The organism is Acidithiobacillus sp. M4-SHS-6 (genome assembly GCF_047421495.1).
Classification (GTDB): Bacteria; Pseudomonadota; Gammaproteobacteria; order Acidithiobacillales; family Acidithiobacillaceae; genus Acidithiobacillus.
Genome location: NZ_CP175559.1, coordinates 2,583,170 through 2,604,828 on the forward strand (window position 1 = coordinate 2,583,170; position 21,659 = coordinate 2,604,828).

Below are 21,659 nucleotides of genomic sequence, written 5' to 3' on the forward strand. Positions count from 1 at the left end.
TCTTCGCAACCAACCGCACTCTCAATAACCCAAAAAAGCCGGCTGATTCTGACTGACGCCCACCGCTGATGGCGCCCTCAGCCACCCCTCTTGCGCAGGTTGGCGCGGAATTGGTCGAGCCAGCCAGAGATGTTCTCCAATATCTGGTTCCCCTTGCCTAGCAAGCCGGTCAACTCTTCCTCCAGGTGCTCCTTCTTCGTCTCATCTTCCGGGAGCGGCGGCAGGATGTGCGCGAAGTAGGTCTTGTCCAGCAAGCGATGCAGCAGCCGCTCGCCGGGGAAGGGTTGGCCGTTATTCATGACGCGGGCCGCCTTGAGCAGGGATCGGATATCGTATTGCGTTGGATTGATGTCAGGCACCTGCTTGGGCAAGTCAAGCAATGTATAAACGGCTACGCGCGCCGTCCGGACAGAACTCTCCATCGTGAAAACGACATCATTATGGGTCTCGACGAACTGTCCCAGGAGACCCAGATTGGCGCAACCCCTGGGCACGATGTGCGGACGATCACCGGCCGCGCGCGGCATGAACTGAGCCATGACATAGGGCATGACCGCTGTGCGCACCTTGGTATTCGCTGCCACCTCGTCCAGCTGGTCTACAATGCCGAGGTGATAGCACAGCTCCCCAAGGATCTCGCGTCCGGTACATGCGGGCATCGGCTTGTTCACATGGTTGCCGTCCTTGTCCATCAGCAACGCGTAGAGCCAAAGCACGATCACGTCCTTGGGCTGGTCAGGGAAGTGCGGCTGGCGGTTGACCGTGAAGCTCAACAGCCAATTGGAATCGGTGAAGGTAATGATACCGCCGGTCACCGTTTTACCGGAGTACGGATCATTGACAGAGATCTCCTTCAGTTTGTCAATGAGGGGTGAAGCCTTGCAGGTAAGCGTGGCCGATGCAAACATCGAACGGGATGCATCGCCATAGAACTTTTCCGGCTTGCCAAATATGGGCGATTTCTTCGCCAGATTGCGCCACAGCGCCCAGTCACTGTCTTCGCCCGGGCCGTTGGTGACATCCTTCACCGCGGGCACAGTATCCATGTCACCATAGGCCGTGCCTTCGGTCATCGAGCCAGTGAGCGCAAAGACCAGGTCGCGCGGGCTGATCGCGATCGACGTATCCCTGCCATCGACCTGGCAGCGGATGGCGGTGACGATACGATTATCGCCGTTCTCTTCCATGTCCAGATCATAGACGCGGGTGTTGAACTGGCACTTCACACCCTTGTCGCGAAGCATCCGGATCAACGGAGTGACGAAGCTGTCGAACTGGTTGTACTTTGGAAAAACCAGTGACGACATGTCATGAAGCCCATCGATCAAGTCCATGAATCGGTGCATGTACAGCTTGAATTCCAGTAAACTATGCCAGTTCTGGAAGGCAAACATCGTGCGCCAGAAAAACCAGAAATTCGTCTGCAGGAAGCCCTTGCTGAAATATTCCTCGATTGTGATCCCGTCCAGTTCGTCCTTGCGCTTCAGAAGCAGGCGGACCAATTCCCATTGCTGGGACTTGGTGAGCCCGAACGTGGAGAAATCCTTGATCTGGCCCTGTTTGTGCATAAAGCGGGCCTTGGAATAGTTGGGATCGGCATCGTTGACGAGCCGGTACTCATCCAGAACGCTGAATCCTTTGGGGAGTTCGAATGCCGGAACCTCTTGAAACATGCTCCAGAAGTTGTCGTAATTCCAGCACATCTCCCGCCCGCCACGCACGATGTACCCGTCCGTAGGGTTGCCCGCACCGTCGAGTGAGCCGCCCTCGACGCCGAGGCTCTCGAGGACGGTGATGTTTTGACCGGGCATGTGGCCGTCCCGGATCAGGTAAAAAGCCGCAGCCAGCCCGGCGATGCCACTCCCGATGATATAGGCCTTGCGTTTATCGATGCCCTCCGTCGGGAGTGGCCGGCTGAGCTCATAAACGCCGTTCATGTCCGGCGGGGGTACGGTGTTTTCCGGGCGGTTTTCCCAAAACTGCCGGGTGGCATCACCCTCCTTGTCGATCACTACAGCTATGCCGGCATGAGTATTTGCATTGATGGTATCAGCCATTAGTAGTTCTCCTTTTTATTCCCATGACATCAAAAGTCGGTCACCGCCCAATCCTAGTCATGGCTTTTCGAAGGGGTGGCCACGGCCTGAAAACGCGCCAGGACCCGGCCTTTTGCGTCCTTGAATTGCAGTAGGGTACCTTGCAGGTCATAGCTGCGGGTTTGTTCCAAGACTCTGGAAAATGGCCCGTCGATGCTTACTCCCACACAGGCCATCCGCGTGGAAACGAGGTGGGAAAAGTGCAATTGCTTGTGTGCCTGTAATTCCACCCCCCCAGCAATTCGATTACAACCATCGAAACCCGCAACGCGCTGCTCGGCGGGAAGAAAGACCAGATAAGGTGCCGTCGCTTCCGGGACCGGCAAGTGGGGATATCCGGTCAAGCTTGTGAGCCGCCATTCATAGCTGGCATAGAGACCCTGTGCGGCATCCTGCGCGCTCACCTTGTGCAACAGCCAAGTCTTGTTGGCAAATTGCAGCGGCTTGCCATCGGCCGTTAGCGGCGCCAAAGCGTTTTCCCGAACTGCGTACTTTCCGTTATCCTGGCCGTTTGTCCCTAGAAGATCAATTACCTTGCCGTCCGCTTGCCAGCGAAAATGTCCAGTATATTTGGTGATTTCCGGGCCGCGGTCGGCATACTGCATGGTCAGGACATAAACCCCGTCATCTTTCAAGGCGACCGTACTACGGATCCCTGGACAATCGGCACAGGGCAGGTCGCCGGCATAGCTGCCCTGCCAGTCCAGGGAGTTCCGGCTGGTGCTGGAAGAGGCTGGAGGCGGGGAATGGGTCATGGGCGAGGTAACTGATGCACATGCGGCCAAGAGAACAGCGAAGGGTAATACCAAACCAATGCGGACGTACTTCGTCATGCTTTACCTCCTAAATAGACCGATTGCTTCGTGAATTCTGACAGGAATATTAAACATCTATTTGTACTGGGCTTAAGAGAAGCCCATGTGCGAAGCCGAAGCGGTAGAACTTCATGATATCATCCATTGACAAACCGAAGATTGAGCTGAGTTCAGATGCTGTCGTCGAAGGAGAAGTGGCGAGATGGCGAAGTGGGTTGGCATATCGTTTTGGTATTGCTAATTTGCTTAAGTCAGTCCAAATGTGAATGATATTTGAATCACTATTAGAGAAATTGTAGAGATTTCTTAGGGCTAGTCGTGCAGGAATATGCTCTGTAAGCAGTTCGGGGATATGCGAGTATGGTAGACCTGATCCTCGTCTCCGAATGTCTATAATATTCAATTAATCCTCTGGAAGTTCGTCGAATCGAAAAACCGTCATAGCCTTCGAAAGCGAAGGTAAGGTGCATTGATAATTCGCCAAGAGCATGCACATCGTGTGGCATTGATTTTGGATAAAATGCTACCATCCCAGGGCAGTAGATCGTCTTTGCAGGTACGTTGACCTTCTCAGCCACATGACGTCATTCTTTACGGCCAAAGATCTGGATAACTGCAAATACATGATCGTCGCGATGCAGGTGAAACGCCGAAAGTGACGACTGAGTAATATAGCATTGTATCCAGCAGCGAGTACCAGTAACTGCTCAAGATAATCCTGGAAATAGCATAAATTATGCCAAAGAAAAAGTTTCATTGCTTAACAATATGTTGATTGAAAAAAATCAGCTGAACCCCTGCTTGCATGCACTAAAATGATGCAAATTCTCATGCTTATCGTACTAATGCATGATTTAATGCACTATTGTGATGCACAAAATCTGCATATTTCAGAAGTTGTTGTTAGATTAAAAGACAGAAGGCCTTGAAATGGCGCACGTAAAAAGTTAATCAGAATATTAATAAACACACATATACTACAAAATATAAATCTGTCAACATGGTTATGGGTTGAGAGCAGAGCAAAAGGCGCTATCAAGATGCGGCTGCTCATTTTGGATCTGAAACCGGGAACTCACGGCGGGCATGCTCCACATTCACAACCTCGATGCTGGCGGCTGCAACACGATAGAAAACGACATAGTTTGCCAGTGCCGTGCCGATGCCCGCCCAACGGCTGTTTGTGTGACTGATCAACCGTTGTCGGCGAGTTGCCGGAACAAGGCGGCACCGATCATCACGCCGAGGCCTGTGCAAGCGTTCCAGCCCGGGCCGGCGTCATAGCCGAGAGGGCTATCGGCGGGCCGATTGTTGCCGACGACAATCTCGCGAAAGCCCTGCGGGTTCGTCGCATAGAGCACCGGATTGGCGAGGCCGAGGGGCGTGCCGCGTGCCTGATTGACGAGCACGAAGAACCCAGCCCAAAGCGGAGCCACTGCACTGGTACCGCCGACGGCGAGATTCTCGCCGTCGATCGTCACCTGATAGCCGCTCGCGGGCGCGGCGTCAGCCGCGACATCGGGAACACCGCGACCGGCACCGCCGGTACTCACATTGGTGGGAAGTTTCACCTGTGCCTGGAACGCGGGTACCGGAAAGACGGTCGAGATGCCGCCGCCGGTGCCGTTGGTTCCGTTATTCCAGACGATTTCGCGGGTGATCACCCTGTTCGCGACCGTGATCGCCGTGCCTCCGCAGCCCACGACAAAGGGGCTTGAGGCCGGAAAGTCGACATGCACCCTGCCGTCCTCGATTCCATCGGTGGCGAGATTGTCACCCGCTGCGACGGTGACCGTGACACCGGCTGTGGCTGCGTCCTGCAATGCCGTGTCGAGGGTGGTCCGTGCCTGCTCCGAATATTGCGATTCTGGAGCGCCCCAACTGATCGACATCACCGATGGCGCGTTCGTCGTGTCGGTGGCCGCCTGGCTGATGGCATCGGCGAACCCGGCATCGGTGTTCGACGTGAAATACACGGCAATCCGCGCGCCGGGGGCAATGGCGCCGGCCACCTGGATGTCGAGCCCGACCTCGACATCGGCCGAGCTCGCCGGGCGCGGCGCGTTGCTCGCGCCGTCGACCCCGATGGCAACGACCGTGGGCGGCACCAGCCCCATTGCGGCGAAGGCTGCGGTGATATCGCTCTGCCGGTATCCGCCAGCGAGCTCGATCAGGGCAATGCATTCACCCTCGCCGGTCGGCGTCGTCGGAATACCATAGAGTGCGCCGATCGCGTTCGGCCGATGGACGGCGCTCCGATCGGCACCGACGAGCTGCAGGAGGCGCGGGGCGGCCACCGGCCGCGTGTCGAGGCCGAGCACGGATTCCGTGATCGGGGCAATATCTTCACGAAGATGGAGGGTTCCCTCATAGGCACGGAACACGACTCCGGCGCCCTCATAATGGTACAGGTCGACGCCAAAAGCGCGCCGCATGGCCGCCACCGAGCCGACCAGCCGCACCCGCCGTCGCCGCCCATCCGCCTCGACAACTGACAGCCCATGATCAGCAGCGAAGCGTCGGATGGTCTCGATATCGGGGGCGTGGCGGATAGCCCGCGCCGCGAGTATCGCCTGGCGATCGACAACGGGCTGCCGCGCGTCGGCCTCCGTGGGTCTGGGTTTCAGATAGAGGCTGACCTCGATGGGCTCCCCGTCGCCGAGACGAGCCCCGCGCACCGCCTTGACCGGTGCGGCGTGGTGGCTTTGCGGAAAGGGAATATAGCGGAGTTCAACCATCAACATCTCCTTTGGCTCGTGGACGATCTCGACCATATCCTGGTCAACGAATCGGCCGGCTCACCAAGCCTGATCCATCCGTCCCATTGAACATAGGCAAGGAAGATAGTTAATGAACCCAGTCCCTGTCAATGCTGTCAGGCAAAATCCAAAAACCAATATGAACATCTCCATGACGCAGGAGGATTTTTAACCAAAAAGCAAAGGCCCCACCGGAACCCGGCGGGGCCTTTTCACATCCACAGCAGCGATAAATTACTTCATCATCGCCTTCTTGAACATGCGCTCTACCTTCTCGTTGGCTGCTTCAGCCTTCTGGTTGGCAGCATTGGCAGTGCTCATGGCCTGATCCGCCGTGCTCTGGGCGGCGTTGGCCTTGCTCAGGGCGTCGGTAGCCGTGCTCTGGGCGGCGTTGGCCTTGGCAAGAGCCTCGTTGGCGGTGGACTGCGCGGCATCAGCCTTGGCAGAAACCTTAGCGAGGTCAGAACTGGTAGCGCAACCGGCCAAGCCCAAGGGCAAAATCAGCGCAGTTACTTTCAAAGCGGTGGTGAACTTGCTCATAGCAGTCTCCTTTGTTGAGTTGGAAAACGAGCAAATGAATAATAGTCAAAAAAACAACAATACGCTAGTCCCGGTTATGCGATGTATACGCTCTCTTCCTGTATTTTGCCCGCAAGATCATCGCTGGCCACCTTCGAACATCATTGCCCATCATATAACCCTTTGTTTTAAAAAAACTAAAATTACCCCATTGATTTTTCCGTCATTTTTTATAAAATATTGTTCCATTTGATGGTTTGAGGAAGACACCCCTCTCCTGGTAACTTCGTACAAGCGCCGGAAAACCTGCTCAAAATCGGGGATACGCATGATCAAAAGTCTATCCACAGGCATGGGGATTGCCCTGATAGCTTTAATGGTACCCAATGCCCTGGCTCTGGATCCCTCGGGTTTGCCTGCCAGCATTCTCACCCCAATCGTCCAGAATAAACCCGCCAATGCCGATCCTTCCGAGCCCGATCCGCTGGACAATACGGGAGAACAGCCTCGTAGCCCGACAGTAGCACCTGTTGCTCCAGGAGACGGAGCGTTGATTGCCCGTCATCAGGTTTTTTATCTGCGCCGGGTTACGGCATACAATGCCTTACCCTATCAAAGCAATGGTGATCCAGGCATGTCAGCCTGCGGACCCACCCGCCCTGGTCAGATTGCCTTGTCCCAGGATCTTTTTCTGCGTAAAAATGGCAGCAATCGCTGCGGTGAAAGGATCGATATCATTCTTCCCTCGGGCACCATCATTCATGGCATTGTCTGGGATACCATGAGCCCACGCTATCATATGGCCGCAGACATCCTGATGGGCAGTGTGCAGCAGGCCTTGGATTTTGGGGTCAGGCGAGCCCGTTTACGCTTTGTCCACGCCTATCATGCCGAGGCTCACAGCGTCTGAACCTTTGCTCAGAGAGGTCCAGAGGCCATCAACGCCTCAATGTCGGCTATTTTTTTGGGAACCGATCGGGAAAGGATTTCTGGATCGCCTGCGGTAACCACCACGTCATCTTCAATGCGGATGCCGATTCCCCGCCATCTTTCCGGCACTGACGGGTTGGCCGGCGCAAAGTAAAGACCCGGCTCAACGGTCAGCACCATTCCGGGTTCCAGCGGGCGCGAGGAATTGTCGGCGCGGCGGTACTGCCCGACATCGTGAACATCCAGCCCTAACCAGTGTCCGGTACTGTGCATATAGAAGGCCTTGTAGGCCCCCTGCTCGATGAGCGCATCACGATTGCCCGTAAGGATTTTCAGGTCACACAGCCCATCCACCAACACCTTGACGGTTTCATCATGATAATCGGAAACCGGCCGACCTGCCCTTACCGCCGCGATCCCGGCTTCCTGACCAGCCAGGACGATTTCATAGATTTCCCGCTGGGCCGGACTGAACAGGCCGTTGACCGGGAAAGTCCGGGTAATATCCCCTGCGTAACCCGCGACTTCTGCACCAGCATCAATCAAGACCAGATCACCATCCCGTAATTCGGCATTATTTTCTATGTAATGCAGAATACAGGCATTTTCTCCACCCCCGACAATGCTGGGGTAAGCCACGCTGGGCGAGCCCAGACGCCGGAAAACATGTTCGACTTCCGAGCAGAGTGCGTATTCCATCATTCCGGGTCGGCACTGGCGCATGGCATGACGATGCCCGGAGCCACTGATGCCCACGGCTGCCCGCATGCATTCCAGCTCGGCGGCATCCTTTAACAGGCGCATTTCATGAATGAGACTGCCCACATCGACGACTTCCTGGGGATACCGAATGCCCTGACGTGTTTTTCCTTTGGCCAGATTGCGCCAGTGCATGACTCTGGCATCAAAATCGCTGCTCTGGCCCATGGGATAAAACAGCAATTCCCGATTTTCCAGCAGCGCGGGCATCTGCTCGTTCAGGTCATGAATGGCATAGCAGCGGTCAACCCGACATTGACTCAGCGCCCCCTCCAGTCCGGCCCGGCGCCCTTCCCAGGTTTCCCGGGCAGGATCACGGGGGCGACAGAACAGGATCTGCTCTCCATCAGGATGTCCGGGAATCAGGACCAACACGGCTTCAGGTTCGTTAAATCCGGTGAGATACAGGAAATCACTGTCTCCCCGAAAGGGATATTGCACATCGCTGTTACGCTGCTTGGTAAGCGCCGTAGGGATCACCGCCACAGAGGCATCATGCATTTTTTGCATGAGTTGGCGTCTACGGGATACATAGTCAGGGGTAGGCAAATCAAAATGGGTCATGGGGCATATCTCCTATGCCCCCATGATGCCATAAAACCTGGATCGAATGAAAACCACTACCGGTTTTCAACAGATCCCAGCAACCGGCCGTATGGGTATTGCCGCATACGACCAAGCTCCAAGCCTTAGTGCATGGCGGCTTCTACTTCCTTGGCAAAGGCCGGGTCTGTCTGGGTCTGCTTGAGCATGCTGGAATACTCGGCTTCAGTCAGGTGATTGCTCTCCAGCACCTTGTCGACTTTTTCCATGTAGGCTTTCTTGATGGCATCCTGCTTCGCCTTGCTGATACCTTTCTGGCTGATTTCAGCATGGGTCTGCTCGTTCAGAGGCTTGATCTGGCGCACCGCATTGGCAAAATCCTTCACCTGGGCGGGACTTTCCGCAGTGGCGGCAAAAGCCAGGGTGCTACCCAGTCCTACAACGCTCAACGCTACCAGCACAAGACCCGACCGGATGGAATGACTCAATGATTTCTGCATGATGTTTCTCCTCTCGAACAAGCAAAATAAGCGACATATATCAGTATATTACGTGAACACTTGGCCAGCCCGCAATTGTTACCCTAACGGCTTCATGGGGATTTTGCAAGCCGTCGGATTCATTCTGAAAAAGCCGCATTCATGGCGTCCCCCAGACGCAAGGCCGCAGAGATCCGGAAATTGTCAGGGGCCTGCAATGGATCGCTGCGCGGGATGATCGCTCCCTTGAAACCCAGCTTGACCGCTTCGCGGATGCGCCCCTGGGCATCGGCCACGGGTCGCACTTCTCCCGCCAGTCCCAACTCACCAAAAACCACCCGCCGACCCGTCAGGGCCTTGTTGCGAAAACTGCTCAACAATGCCAGCGCCACCGCCAGATCTGCGGCAGGTTCATTGACCCGGATACCTCCGGCAATATTCACAAAAACGTCCTGATCAAAAAACAAGGTATCTCCATGGCGGTGCAAGATGGCCAGCAGCAAGGACAAGCGATTGGGATCCAGGCCAATGGCCACCCGGCGAGGATTGGCCAAAGGACTGGGGGTCACCAGCGCCTGCACTTCGACCAGCAGGGGGCGGGTGCCCTCCTGGGTCGCCAGGACCACGCTTCCGGGCACCGGTTTTTCATGCTGGGAAAGAAACAGTTGGGAGGGATTGGCAACTTCGCTGAGACCGGCCTCCTGCATCTGGAAGACCCCCAGCTCATTGGCGGCACCAAAGCGGTTCTTGATGGCGCGTACGATCCGGTAAGGACTCCCCGCTTCTCCCTCAAAGTACAATACGGTATCGACCATGTGCTCCAGAACACGCGGCCCGGCAATGGCACCCTCCTTGGTGACATGCCCGACCAGCCAGAGGGTCGTGGTACTGGCTTTGGCAAAACGTACCAGACGGGCTGCACATTCACGTACCTGGGCAACCGATCCGGGCGCCGATTGCAGACTGTCGGTGTACAAGGTCTGAATGGAGTCCACCAGCAACAAATCGGGTTTTTCCGTCTGGAGCAGGCCTTCGAGGGCTTCCAGATGGTTTTCCGCCAGCACCCGCAACGGGCTTTTGGCAACGCCCAGGCGTTGCGCGCGCATGGCCACCTGGGCGGCAGATTCCTCTCCCGTCACATAAAGCACCCGGCCATTCAGACTCAGATGATGGGCCGTCTGCAGCAGCAGGGTGGATTTACCGATTCCCGGCTCACCCCCCAGCAATATGGCCGCACCGGGCACTTGCCCGCCCCCCAGCACCCGATCCAGTTCCTGCATTCCGGTAGAGCGACGATCCAGATCTTCCAGGGGAACCGCATGGAGAAACTGCGGGGGGCTGGCGTTGCTGAAAGTCGTCTGGGAGCGCGGGATGCTTTTTTCAACCCGCTGTTCCACAAAACTGTTCCAGGCGCCACAATCCGGACAACGGCCCAGCCACTTGCTGCTGCTACTGCCACATTCCTGACAGACGAACACATTTTTATCCCGACTCATGGGCCTAGCCTTCGGGGAACCCGCATCTGGATACGGCAACTCATTTCGTAAGGAATGGTATCCAGACTTGCCGCCATGGACTCCAGCGCAGGACCTCCGGCACCCATCAAATGCACGACGCTACCGATATCCGCCGAAATATGGGTCAGATCCACAAAAAGCATGTCCATGCTGACCCGTGCCAAAGCCCGGGTTTTCTGGTCAGCCACCGTGATGATGGTATCCGTCCCCAACTGACGCGGATAGCCATCTCCATAGCCAGCCGCGACCACGCCGACCCGACAGGCTGCCGGGGCCTGCCAGGTTGCACCATAACCCAGCCATTCGCCCGCTTGTAACTGGCGTGTAGCGACAATTTCACTCCGCCAGGAAAGTACGGGTTGCAGACCAATATCGACACCGTTCCTGTCGGCAAAAGGGGATAATCCGTAGAGCATCAAACCCGGACGCACCCAGTAGTGATGAGCCTTGGGCAAGGCCAGCACCGCGCCGGAATTGGCCAGACTATGCTGCCCCACGGTAAGCCCTGAAAAAGCCTGCAGCACTTGCTCAAAAACCTCGATCTGCTGCAGATTGAAAGGATCTTCCGGATGATCCGCACGTGCCAGATGGCTCATCAGCCCCAATACCTGCCAATGTGGGTAGGACTGCAGTTTCGCGAGGATTTCCGGGAGGCGCTCGGGCACAAAGCCCAAACGGTGCATTCCCGTATCCACCTTGATGAAAATCTGCAGGCTGCGCTGTGCCGCCTGGCTTTCCAGCCACAGCAACTGACGATCCTCATGAATGACCAGCCAATAGCCCCGATCTGTAGCCACAGGGACTTCTTCGGCCGCAAAGGGACCACCCAGCAGACAGACGGGCTTGCCCAGATGCAAGGCATGGATGGTCTCGGCTTCTTCCAAGGAAGCCACGGCAAAGGCATCCACTCCGGCAGCCGCCAGGACGGGAGCACAGAGCTGCACATCGTGCCCATAAGCATTGGCCTTGACCGCCGCCATGATTCTGGAACGGGGCGCATGGGCTTGGGCCACCCGGAGGTTGTGGACCAGGGCAGAACGGGAAATTTCAGCAACAATCGGACGGGTCATGACCGTCATCATACCCCAATGGGGACTAAAAACCCGAGTAAAAATTCCCGGAAAACGAAAAATTCAGTGAGGGTAATCACCGCCCGTCGGGGCATAATTTTCAAAGCGGGTATATTCCCCGAAAAAGCTCATCCGTACGGTTCCGATGGGACCATTGCGTTGCTTGCCAATGATCACTTCGGCAATGCCCTTCACTTCTTCGTTGTCCTTGTTGTAGACCTCATCCCGATACAAGAACAAAATCAGGTCGGCATCCTGTTCTATGGCGCCAGACTCGCGCAGATCCGACATCTGGGGACGCTTTTCCGTACGGTTTTCCAGACTGCGATTGAGCTGGGACAGGGCAATGACCGGAATGGACAACTCCTTGGCGAGGGCTTTCAGGGAGCGGCTGATTTCGGAAATTTCGGCCACCCGGTTATCCCCCCGGCCAGGAACCTGCATGAGTTGCAGATAATCCACGACAATCAGATCCAGGCCCTGTTCCCGCTTCAGACGCCGCGCCCGAGAGCGCAAATCCGCCGGAGACAGAGCCGCCGAATCATCGGCAAAAAGAGGAGCCGTACCCAACTCGCCGATGGCATGGGCCAATCTGGGCCAGTCGTCGTTGCCGAGGGTGCCGTTACGCAAGCGGTGCTGATCCACCCGCCCCCGGGACGACAGGGCGCGCAGGACAATTTCCTCGATAGGCATTTCCATGCTGAACACCAGCACATTTTTACCCTCCACACAAGCCACATGCTCGGCAATATTCATGGCGAAGGAGGTTTTGCCCATACTGGGACGTCCCGCCACAATCACCAGTTGGCCAGGATGCATACCGGAGGTTTTTTCGTCCAGGTCGACAAAGCCCGTGGCCAGGCCCGTAACGCCCTTTTTTTCCCGAGCGATGGCCTCGATCCGATCGATGACGGCGGGCAGGGCCTCCTTCAACTGCAAAAAACCCTTGCCCGCCCGCTGCTGTCCTTCGGCCAAACGAAAAACCCGACTTTCGGCTTCATCCAGCAGGATGTGCGCAGCCCGACCCTCGGGTCGATAGGCCAATTCGGCAATTTCCCGACCGACGCGAATCAGTTCACGCAAGATGGCCCGTTCCCGGACAATGCGGGCATAGGCCAATACATTGGCGGCAGAGGGCGTTTCATTGGCCAGCAGGAGCAGATACTGGACGCCACCGGCGTCGGCCAGTTGTTCGTGATCCTGCAAGGTCTCGGACACCGTGACCGCATCCACCACGCGACCGGCATTGAGCATATCGTTGATCGTCTGAAAAATCAGACGATGACGACGTTCATAAAAATCTTCGGCAGCGACGGCCTCCATGACCTGATCCGCGGATTCCGGATCGATCAGCAAGGCTCCGATCACCGATTGCTCGGCTTCAATGGAATGGGGCGGCGCTTTTACGCCAGCACCGTAGTCATCCCCTTCATACAAGATCGCTGCCTCGGCCTGCCAGGAAATCAGGCCCGCTCGACAAACACCATGACATCCAGCTCGACTTCAGGATGCAAATGGACCCGCGCTGGAAATTCGCCAATCCGCTTGATGGGACCGTCCACCAGACGGATCTCGCTATGGGACACTTCATGTCCCTGCGCCTTGAGGGCAGCACTGATATCATGCAGACCCACGGAACCGAACAGACGGCCATCTTCACCCGCCTGCAGGGCAATTTTCACCACGGCATCAGCCAGGGCGGCCGCACGCTGCTGGGCGGCCTGCAAACGTTCCCTTTCGACCTGTTCCAGGGCGGCCTTGCGCTCGGCAAATTCTTCCAGATTGCGCTGGTTGGCGACTACCGCCTTGCCCTGGGGCACCAGAAAGTTACGTCCATAACCGGGCTTGACCTCGACCACATCGCCCAGACGACCCAATTTGTTGATCCGTTCCAGCAAAATCACTTTCATCTTCCATTCCTCCCGAAAATCCTTGCAAAACGTTCCTCAGGAACGCGCTTTCCACAGTTTTTGCCGCAAGTGGAATACCCGGTCCAAAACTCCCAGCACACTCAGCACCAGCAACAACTGTGACAACAAAATCAGGGCAACATACAGTCCCACCAGAGCCATCGCCGGCCAGCCCTTGGCCGCAAACCATAAATGCACAAAACTCAAACCCTGCAAGAGGTACCAGGTCCCGACCAGCAGCGCCAGATTCCGCAATGGCCAGGCCAGTGGCCCGTGCAGCAGGCTGATTCCCAGCAGGGTCGCCACCAGCAGCCAGATCAGAACCCCTGGCAATTCCAGACTGCCGTAAACCCTTTGCGGCCGATCCAGACCTTGATAACGCTCATACCAGCGACTGGCCAACAGAGCCGCCAGCATCCACAGCAAAACCAGACCGGCAGCCACGATTCCCGGCAACAGGGGCGCCATGCGCAACACGGCATCCATCTGTGCCTTACTGATATCGGTATTCAACGGCTTCAGCATCTGCGTCATCTGGGTCTGCCAGAATCCTGGACCAGCCCCCAGAGGGACCACCCACAACATCAGCACCAGGGTCAGCAGGGAAAGGCCTATCAGCACCCAGACCACCCCACTCCACTGGGTGTCCCAGTGCAACCCCTCACCCAGCAAGCGTCCCGGCAGCCATGCCACCAAGGCAAAAAGCACCCCAAACCAGGGGTTGAAGGTAAAGAGCATGCTGGCAATGCCCGCGATGACCAGCACTTCCAGGCTTTCCTTGCGACCCGCCTGCACGGTCACCAGCGCCACCAGGGCCACACAGTTCAAAAACAGTGGTGCCGCCAGAAAGGGAACCAATCCGGCCAGGCTGAACAGAACAGCAATACTTAAACCGGCTTGCCAGCGTCCGCTGAGAAACCAGCGCAGGATTCCACCCTGTGGCTGCGCCGTCACCGCTCCGTCAGTGCCTTAACGCACAACGTAAGGTAACAATGCCAGAAAACGCGCGCGCTTGATGGCGATGGTCAGTTGCCGCTGATACAAATTACTGGTGCCGGTAATCCGGCTGGGGACAATTTTACCGGTTTCACCCACATAAGCCTGCAAGGTTTTCAGGTCCTTGTAATCAATTTCCTTGACGCCTTCCGCCTTGAAACGGCAGAACTTGCGGCGTCGGGTAAAATTGCCGCCACCGCGCTTATCACCGTCACCGTCCCGACCTCTATCCCGATTAAATGCCATATTGTCTGCTCCTTGAATCAGGCCGTCTCAACGGCTTCGTTGTCAATGCCTTCGTTTTCTTCATTGTCGGTTTCGACACGCTCGCGCCGGTCATTTTCGTCACGGGCCAGGAAGGACGGCTCTGTCACGGCCTCTTCGCGGACCAGAATCAGATATCTCAGTACCGCATCATTGAAACGGAAAGCATCTTCGACCTCGGCCAGGGCAGTGCCGCTGCATTCCACATTCATCAGCACATAATGCGCCTTATGGGCTTTTTTGATGGGGTAAGCCAACTGCCGACGGCCCCAATCCTCCAGGCGATGAAAACGACCGCCATCGCCCTCGATCATGCCGCGATAGCGTTCAATCATCTGGGGGACTTGTTCACTCTGATCAGGATGGACCAGAAACACGATTTCATAATGACGCAAACATTGCTCCTTATGGTTCACTACGGAGTCCGGACGCCCATCGTCCGAACAAGGAGTAAAAAATGGTGAGGGCGTATTCTAATACGCGGTGCGGGAAAAACAAGAGTTTAAGGGGATATTTCGGCAATTTCCCGAATACAGCGGGCACGCTCGGACGCCAGCAGCGGCGTTCCGGCTGTTCCCGCCAGGGAAGCCAGGGTGCCGGCGCCAGACGCCATTCCCTGATTTTGCAGATGGGCAATCGCGGTATGGGCACCCTCAGGGTCATTGCAAACCAGCAGCAGGTCCGCTCCAGCCTGGCGCGCCGCATCCACCCGCGCCGGCATCTCCCCCGCCACCTGGGCACCGCCCATGCTGAGATCATCGCTGATAATGACACCATTGAAACCCATTTCCCGGCGCAGCACATCCTGGAGCCAGATACTGGAGAATCCGGCGGGCTGCTCCGGATCTATCTGGGCATAGAGACAGTGGGCCGGCATGATTGCCGGAATACCGGCCTGAATCAGACGCCGGAAAGGGAACAAATCGGCTTCCATGGCCATGCGCGGTCGATCATCCCTGGGCAAGGCGTGGTGGGAATCGGCGGCTACGGCACCATGACCGGGAAAGTGTTTGCCCACCCCCTGCAAACCCGAATCAGCCATCCCCTGCCAGAGACGCACGGCAATGGCAGCCACCCATTCCGGGTTGCGGTGGATGGCCCGATCGCCGATTACCTGGGAAATACCGCGATCCAGATCCAGACATGGGGTAAAACTGAAATCCACATCCAGTGCCCGTAATTCCGCACCCAGCAGGCGTCCCCAGTCATAAGCCACGCCCTCTGCGGCCTGCAACCCCTGCTGTTCGGCATATTGCCCCAGTCTGGCCATGGGCGGGAAACGGGTCACCCCTGCCTTGAGGCGCTGCACCCGGCCGCCTTCCTGATCGATGCCGATCAGCAGCGGCGGGCTGCGCAGGGTATGGATTTCCTGACATAGCGCCCGGACCTGCTGGGCATCCTGGCAGTTGCGGGCAAAGAGAATCACCCCGCCGACTGCCGGCTCACAAAGCATCCGACGCTCTTCTGGCGTGGGTTGCAGGCTGGCAATATCTACCATCAAAGGGCCGAGCATAATTATCCTCTGTTCAATCTGGGAGAACATCCCGACTGTTCTCTGCTTTGGCATCCGCTTTTGCCCCGAATGCTTCCTGGGCCGCTGACGGGGTACTTTCTCTATTCGCCCCCTCCTGCTGGACCAGTTCCATGTCCGGCGACATGGAAATCGGGAGTTCAATCCGCGGGGGCTGACTGGGAATACCATGCACATGGACGGGGACAATCATCATGCTAAAACCATCGTGCTGCAGGCGGTCCTGGACGATGAAGCTGACTTCATCATGCAAAAGGCTGTGAAACGGCCCCTGGGCCCGATTGTCAATGACCCGACCCGCAAAAAAGATGCTTTGCGGAAAATAACGGATGGCGACATCGGCCAACTCCTCCATCGCCAGAATCCGGTCCGTGGAATAGGTCGCGAACCAGGTGGCCGCCATCCCTTCATTACGGCAGAAGGCCATATATTGATTGGCTTCCGTTTCTACATACACCTTCAGATCTTCCAGCGCCTTGATACCCTTGAACTCTCCCTGCCCGACAATGCCCGCCAGCAAAAAGACGTAATTCTTGACGAAGCCGCCCACCATGCGATGCGCCGTCAGCAGGGTATGCAAACCCAGGCCATCAAAACGACTCACAAAAAAAACAGCCGTCGCCCCCCGGGGATCCAGCGGTAAATTGGGACCGGGCTCCAGGTGCTCGGGAACCACATCCAGCATGGTCTCATCCAGCTCTGCGGTAATCTTGCGAAAGCTCTTGTAATGCCGATAAATCAAATAGCCGAGCACCACCACAATCAGCGTGACCAATAAGGTAAACCAGCCACCGGCATCGAATTTTTCAAATACGGTAATGGCCAGAATGGAGGCCGTCACGATAAAGCCCAGCATACTGACGGTGAGTCGGCCTTTCCAGAGCGGTTCCTGATGGCGCTGGGTGAACCAGTGATGACTCAGCCCGGCCATGGTCAGCGTGAAGGTGATAAACACGTTGATACTGTAAAGCACCACCAGAATGCTGACATGGCCTCCGGTGGCCAGCAAAATGGCCACTGCCGCAAAGCCCACCAGAAGAATGCCGTTCCGCGCCACAAAACGATCCGAGAGATAGGAAAAGCGCTCGGGAAGCCAGCGGTCCACCGCCATATTGGCCATGACAATGGGGGCGGTGATAATACCGGTATTGGCGGCGATGAACAGCAGCAAACCTTCCGAAATCAGGGTGATCACGGTGGCCGTGGGGCCAAAATGGATGCCGGCGATGGTCCAGTCGCTGGTAATGGCATCATACAGGACCGCGTTGAGAGTCTGCCCCTGATGTTCATGCACATGGTACATCAGATAGAGAAAAATCAGGCTTCCGGCCACCAGGGACAAGGAAGTGGCCAGCAGGGTCATGGCGCGCTGACCCGTCTGGACACGCGGTTCGCGCATGATGTGCACGCCGTTGGCCACCGCCTCCAGACCCGTGTAGGTTCCACCACCCAGACTGAAAGCCCGCATGATCAATGCGGCGATGAATACCCAGCCATAGAGCTGGTTGTCACGCTGGGCACCAGCCACCGTATCCCGGGCAATGCTCGGAAAATCGCCGACATGACTGATCAGACCAAAACCCAGCAGGATGATATGGGTGATGACAAAAGCCATGAAAATGGGCAAGAGAATCTTGATGGACTCCTTCATGCCCCGCAGATTGATGAGAATCAGAAACAGCAGAATGGCCACATCGATCAGGATACGCTCACTATACCAGTAAGCGGGCAAGCTACTGAGCAGCGTTTCGGTGCCCGAAGCCACGGAAATGGCCGCCGTCAGCACATAATCCACAATCAGGGCAGCGCCGCTGACCAGTCCTGCCTTGGGACCGAGCAAGGTAGAAGCCGTATGATAACCACCGCCCCCATCCGGAAAGAGGGCAATGACCTGTTTGTAACCCGCCGAAATGATGAACACCGAAACCGGGATGCCAATAGCCAGAAAAACCGCCAGATATTCATGTCCTTTCAAGGCATAATAAATTTCCGGCGGACCATAGGCCGACGAGGACAAGGCGTCTGAACCCAGTCCCACCCAGGCCAGAAAGGCCGCCAGGGACAAGCTCTCGAACAGTTTCGGATTGAATACGTTTACGGCGCGACGAAATCGGGGTAAGCGGATCCAGGCCATTCAGAACCTCCTCAACGGGGGAAATCAACAGGGGGCTGCAGCCCAATGAAAACCGGAAATCCTGGTGAAATCGCCGGGAAAAGTGTACACAGGGTCTCGGGATGCATGCGGATACAGCCTGCGGAAACTGCTTGGCCTAGGCGGGCCGTATCGGCCGTGCCGTGAATATAAATATAACGTCGAAAGGTATCCTGCGCAGCGCCCCGATTCAGACCGGGCTCCAATCCCGAAAGCCAGAGAATCCGCCCCAGTATCCAGTCCTTCTGGGGGGTGGCGGTTTCATCCTGGGGAGAAAAACACGCTCCGGTCCAGCGCCGCCCCCGCAAAATGGCGTTGGCCGGCAAGCCCGCGCCGATTTTTGCGCGGACCTGATGCCAGCCGCGGGGCGTACAGGCGCTGTCACGCAACTCCCCCAGGCCTTTCAGGGCAGTGGACACGGGATATTGCGTCTGCTCGTCCATGGCCGCCATCACCCGCAGATGCTGATTGGCCACATCCACCCACAGCCAGTGTGCAGGAGGATCATTTTTCAAAAAGGGCGATAGATTCGACATGGGCAGTATGGGGGAACATGTTGACTACGCCGGCAGCACGCAGCGTATAGCCGCGCTGGTGGACCAGATACTCGGCATCCCGCGCCAGCGTCGCCGGATTACAGGACACATAGACCAGACGGGCGACACTGGGTGTCAGGCTTTGCAACACTTCCATGGCACCACTGCGGGGGGGATCCATGAGCATCTTGTCGATTTTGTCCGTCATCTGAAAATCACTCACCTGCACTTGGGTCAAATCCGCCACCTGATATCGGGCCAGGACAGAAAGACCGTTGGCTGCCGCATTTTCCGTGGCCAATGCCACCAGTCGTGTATCGCCTTCGATGCCCAGCACCGCTGCACCCAGGCGGGCCATGGGCAGGGTGAAATTTCCCAGACCACAAAACAGATCCAGGATGTGGTCACCCGCCTGCGGTCGCAGCAGCGCCATGGCACGGCGCACCATGACCTGATTGACCGGCTGATTCACCTGGGTAAAAACCAGGGGATCAAAACGCATGCGCAGTTGATAGTCGGGCAGATCATAATACAGGGAAGGAGGTTGTTCGGGGATGAGCGGATGCAGAGTATCGGGGCCACGCGGCTGCAACCAGATCTGCAGGTCGTGATCCTGCCCAAACTGGCGCAGATGCTGGAGATCACTGTCCGCCAGCGGGCGCATGTGCCGAAATACCAGGGCCACGGCATCGGGAGTACAGGCCACTTCTATCTGGGGGAAATCCTGGGGAGACTGCATCTGGCTGATCAAGCTGCGCAGCTCCGGGATGCGCTGCCCCACTCTGGGATCCAGCACCAGGCATTGCTGCATGTCCACCACATGGTTGCTGCCGCGCTCCCGGAAACCGACCAGGGCTCCCCGGGTTTTGGGCGTCCGCACCGACAGCCGGGCCTTGCTGCGATAACCCAGACTCGGTCCAAAAATGGGCGGCAAAATCCGCTGGGGACGCACTTTGCCAATGCGCCAGAGATTATCCTCCAACTGCCGCTGCTTGATGGCCACCTGCGCCGTCAATTCCAGGTGCTGCAAACTGCAGCCGCCGCAGAGCCCAAAATGCGGACAGGACGGAGTGACCCGCAAGGAGGCGCTTTTCAGGAGAGCGACGGTTTCGCCTCGCTCAAAGGTTTTGTGTTTTTCGGTGCGCCGGGCCAGCACCTCCTCGCCGGGCAAGGCTCCATCCACAAAAAACACCTTGCCATCGACCCGGGCAATACCGCGCCCTTCGCCATCCAGGCTCTCAATATGCACTCTTTCGGGTACGGCATCACGAATAGGCTTAGGGCGCGACATGCAGGTTTTCCGGCCACAAGTCGAGAAATTCCCGGATATGGGCCTCATCACGGCCCTGCAAATAGCTGCGCAACTGGTTTTGCCGGGCTTCGTAAGCGGTCTTATCCAGATGCCCCCGGGTGAATTCAAAGCGCAGATGCATCAGGGCGGTATTGAGCACATCGACTTCGCAGTACTGGCGAATGGACGGGATTTCCCCTTGCTGGTAATGCGCCAACACTTCCGCACCGTTCATGCCGAGCTTGCCTGGCAAGCCCAGCAACAGGGCCATATCCTGCAAACGAGCGACGTTACGGGCCTGATATCCGGATAGCACGTCCATGAGGTCCAGATGGCGTTCATGATAACGGCTGGTGTAATTATTCCAGCGATAATGGCTGTCACCCTGCCCCTGCTCCCAGTAGCGTGACGCCGGAATGCCATGCAGAAAAGCCCGGTAATGCAGCACGGGCAAATCAAAGGCTGCACCATTCCAGGACACCAGTTGCGGGGCGTGGCGCTGAATCATCTGGAAAAAAGCATGTACCAAGGTGGCTTCACTATCCGTCACCGCACCAAAACTGCTGAGCTTGACCTGATCACCCTGCCACCACAAGGCGGAAATGGCCACCACCTGATGCATGTAGGGGCGCAGAAACTCGGTGGCACCCTGGGTCTCGATGCGGCGTTGATGCTGCAGCAACTCCGCCACCCCGGCATCATCAGCCAGATCAATGCCGTGCAGGCGTCGACCTCCGTCAATATCCGGAATGGTCTCGATATCAAAAACCAGAATGTTCTGCAAAGTACGGTTTATTTCTTCTGCCACTGCCCACTGGCGTTCTGATACCAGTATCCGGCCGGAGCCTTGCTGATCCAGGTCTGGGCAAAGGTCTGCTGAATTTGTCCTTCCCAGTCGGGATGACCATTGGCATTGGCAATTTGCTGGTAAAGGTTCTGCAGGGCGCTGTTGTTGCTACTGACCAGCCCACTGAGTCCTGCCCGCGCCTGCAAGGATACTGCCGATGCGTCATGAATGGCGACCAGGCCATTGGCGGTCCAGCCCACCGCACCACTCTCGAAATAGGGGCGCATCTTGACGGCGATGGCCTCCAGTTGGGCCCGGGCAGCCTGTACTCCAGGGCTGGAGGCATTCAGATCTGCAGCCGCCTCGGCCGGGGTGCTCACGACCGAAAATCCCGTGGCCAGCAGATACCCGGCCACATGTGCGGGTGTCAGGCGCTCAAAAGCGCTGGGGGCTGGCGATACGGCGGGCGCAGTCGGTGGCGGAGATGCGTGCTCAGGGACTGCATGGGTAGGTGCTGTGGGTGTCGCCGCTGCGCCATGAGCTGACGCCTTGTACACCTCACCGACTACCTGATCCGCAAGACGCTTGGCCGCCGCAGCCGGAAAATAAATATTCACAGTGACACAAGCCGAAAGCCCCAGGAGCATGCCCAGCAGCAGCAATGCCTGAGCACTGCGGGTTTTCAGCCAATTTTGCTTGATCATC

The 21,659-nt window shown here is 57.0% G+C and carries 20 protein-coding genes; 1 reads left to right on the forward strand and 19 read right to left on the reverse strand.

Going from position 1 to position 21,659, the window contains the following annotated elements:
* Positions 1 to 77: 77 nt before the first annotated feature.
* The 4 genes from ACJU26_RS13425 to ACJU26_RS13440 form a co-directional block, all read right to left on the reverse strand.
* Positions 78 to 2,057, reverse strand: a complete 1,980-nt coding sequence (locus tag ACJU26_RS13425; protein ID WP_414040126.1) for an oleate hydratase — start codon at positions 2,055 to 2,057, stop codon at positions 78 to 80.
* Positions 2,058 to 2,110: 53 nt separating this feature from the next.
* The gene (locus ACJU26_RS13430) at positions 2,111 to 2,929 is read right to left on the reverse strand and encodes a copper resistance protein NlpE N-terminal domain-containing protein (protein WP_414040127.1); all 819 of its coding nucleotides are present in this window, start codon (positions 2,927 to 2,929) and stop codon (positions 2,111 to 2,113) included.
* Positions 2,930 to 4,104: 1,175 nt separating this feature from the next.
* Complete coding sequence (locus ACJU26_RS13435; protein ID WP_414040128.1) at positions 4,105 to 5,649, reverse strand: S8 family serine peptidase; 1,545 nt, start codon at positions 5,647 to 5,649, stop codon at positions 4,105 to 4,107.
* A 255-nt stretch (positions 5,650 to 5,904) separates the two neighbouring features.
* On the reverse strand, positions 5,905 to 6,210 hold the full coding sequence (locus ACJU26_RS13440; protein ID WP_414040129.1) for an Lpp/OprI family alanine-zipper lipoprotein: 306 nt from the start codon (positions 6,208 to 6,210) through the stop codon (positions 5,905 to 5,907).
* Positions 6,211 to 6,517: 307 nt separating this feature from the next.
* On the opposite strand from ACJU26_RS13440, the gene ACJU26_RS13445 reads away from it, so the two are divergent.
* Positions 6,518 to 7,099, forward strand: a complete 582-nt coding sequence (locus ACJU26_RS13445) for a hypothetical protein (RefSeq protein WP_414040130.1) — start codon at positions 6,518 to 6,520, stop codon at positions 7,097 to 7,099.
* An 8-nt stretch (positions 7,100 to 7,107) separates the two neighbouring features.
* Here the strand turns inward: ACJU26_RS13445 and pepP are convergent, their stop codons facing one another.
* The 15 genes from pepP to ACJU26_RS13520 form a co-directional block, all read right to left on the reverse strand.
* Positions 7,108 to 8,442, reverse strand: coding sequence for a Xaa-Pro aminopeptidase (gene pepP, locus ACJU26_RS13450; protein WP_414040131.1), 1,335 nt, complete (start codon positions 8,440 to 8,442; stop codon positions 7,108 to 7,110).
* A 125-nt stretch (positions 8,443 to 8,567) separates the two neighbouring features.
* Positions 8,568 to 8,921 (reverse strand): DUF4168 domain-containing protein, encoded by a 354-nt coding sequence (locus ACJU26_RS13455; protein WP_414040132.1) that lies wholly within the window; start codon positions 8,919 to 8,921, stop codon positions 8,568 to 8,570.
* 119 nt (positions 8,922 to 9,040) lie between these two features.
* Positions 9,041 to 10,396, reverse strand: coding sequence for a DNA repair protein RadA (gene radA, locus ACJU26_RS13460; RefSeq protein ID WP_414040133.1), 1,356 nt, complete (start codon positions 10,394 to 10,396; stop codon positions 9,041 to 9,043).
* A complete protein-coding gene (alr, locus tag ACJU26_RS13465) occupies positions 10,393 to 11,487 on the reverse strand; it encodes an alanine racemase (protein ID WP_414040134.1) in 1,095 nt (364 codons plus the stop codon). The genes radA and alr overlap by 4 nt, the downstream gene beginning before the upstream one ends.
* A gap of 63 nt (positions 11,488 to 11,550) precedes the next feature.
* Complete coding sequence (gene dnaB, locus ACJU26_RS13470; protein ID WP_414040135.1) at positions 11,551 to 12,924, reverse strand: replicative DNA helicase; 1,374 nt, start codon at positions 12,922 to 12,924, stop codon at positions 11,551 to 11,553.
* Between the two features lie 26 nt (positions 12,925 to 12,950).
* Positions 12,951 to 13,397, reverse strand: a complete 447-nt coding sequence (rplI, locus tag ACJU26_RS13475; protein WP_414040136.1) for a 50S ribosomal protein L9 — start codon at positions 13,395 to 13,397, stop codon at positions 12,951 to 12,953.
* Between the two features lie 36 nt (positions 13,398 to 13,433).
* Positions 13,434 to 14,351, reverse strand: coding sequence for a DUF2232 domain-containing protein (locus ACJU26_RS13480; RefSeq protein WP_414040137.1), 918 nt, complete (start codon positions 14,349 to 14,351; stop codon positions 13,434 to 13,436).
* A gap of 15 nt (positions 14,352 to 14,366) precedes the next feature.
* A complete protein-coding gene (rpsR, locus tag ACJU26_RS13485; RefSeq protein ID WP_414040138.1) occupies positions 14,367 to 14,639 on the reverse strand; it encodes a 30S ribosomal protein S18 in 273 nt (90 codons plus the stop codon).
* 17 nt (positions 14,640 to 14,656) lie between these two features.
* Positions 14,657 to 15,052, reverse strand: coding sequence for a 30S ribosomal protein S6 (gene rpsF, locus ACJU26_RS13490; RefSeq protein ID WP_414040139.1), 396 nt, complete (start codon positions 15,050 to 15,052; stop codon positions 14,657 to 14,659).
* Positions 15,053 to 15,159: 107 nt separating this feature from the next.
* Positions 15,160 to 16,170 (reverse strand): beta-N-acetylhexosaminidase, encoded by a 1,011-nt coding sequence (gene nagZ, locus ACJU26_RS13495; protein WP_414040140.1) that lies wholly within the window; start codon positions 16,168 to 16,170, stop codon positions 15,160 to 15,162.
* 13 nt (positions 16,171 to 16,183) lie between these two features.
* Entirely contained in the window at positions 16,184 to 18,322 is a 2,139-nt protein-coding gene (locus tag ACJU26_RS13500) for an APC family permease (RefSeq protein ID WP_414040141.1), read from the reverse strand.
* A gap of 11 nt (positions 18,323 to 18,333) precedes the next feature.
* Complete coding sequence (locus ACJU26_RS13505) at positions 18,334 to 18,876, reverse strand: L,D-transpeptidase family protein (RefSeq protein ID WP_414040142.1); 543 nt, start codon at positions 18,874 to 18,876, stop codon at positions 18,334 to 18,336.
* Complete coding sequence (rlmD, locus tag ACJU26_RS13510; protein WP_414040143.1) at positions 18,845 to 20,167, reverse strand: 23S rRNA (uracil(1939)-C(5))-methyltransferase RlmD; 1,323 nt, start codon at positions 20,165 to 20,167, stop codon at positions 18,845 to 18,847. The genes ACJU26_RS13505 and rlmD overlap by 32 nt, the downstream gene beginning before the upstream one ends.
* A complete protein-coding gene (locus ACJU26_RS13515) occupies positions 20,154 to 20,975 on the reverse strand; it encodes a 3'-5' exonuclease (protein ID WP_414040144.1) in 822 nt (273 codons plus the stop codon). The genes rlmD and ACJU26_RS13515 overlap by 14 nt, the downstream gene beginning before the upstream one ends.
* Positions 20,960 to 21,658: a DUF1318 domain-containing protein gene (locus tag ACJU26_RS13520; protein WP_414040145.1), complete on the reverse strand. Its 699-nt coding sequence runs from the start codon at positions 21,656 to 21,658 to the stop codon at positions 20,960 to 20,962. Before ACJU26_RS13520 ends, ACJU26_RS13515 begins: the two co-directional genes overlap by 16 nt.
* Position 21,659 lies beyond the last annotated feature (1 nt).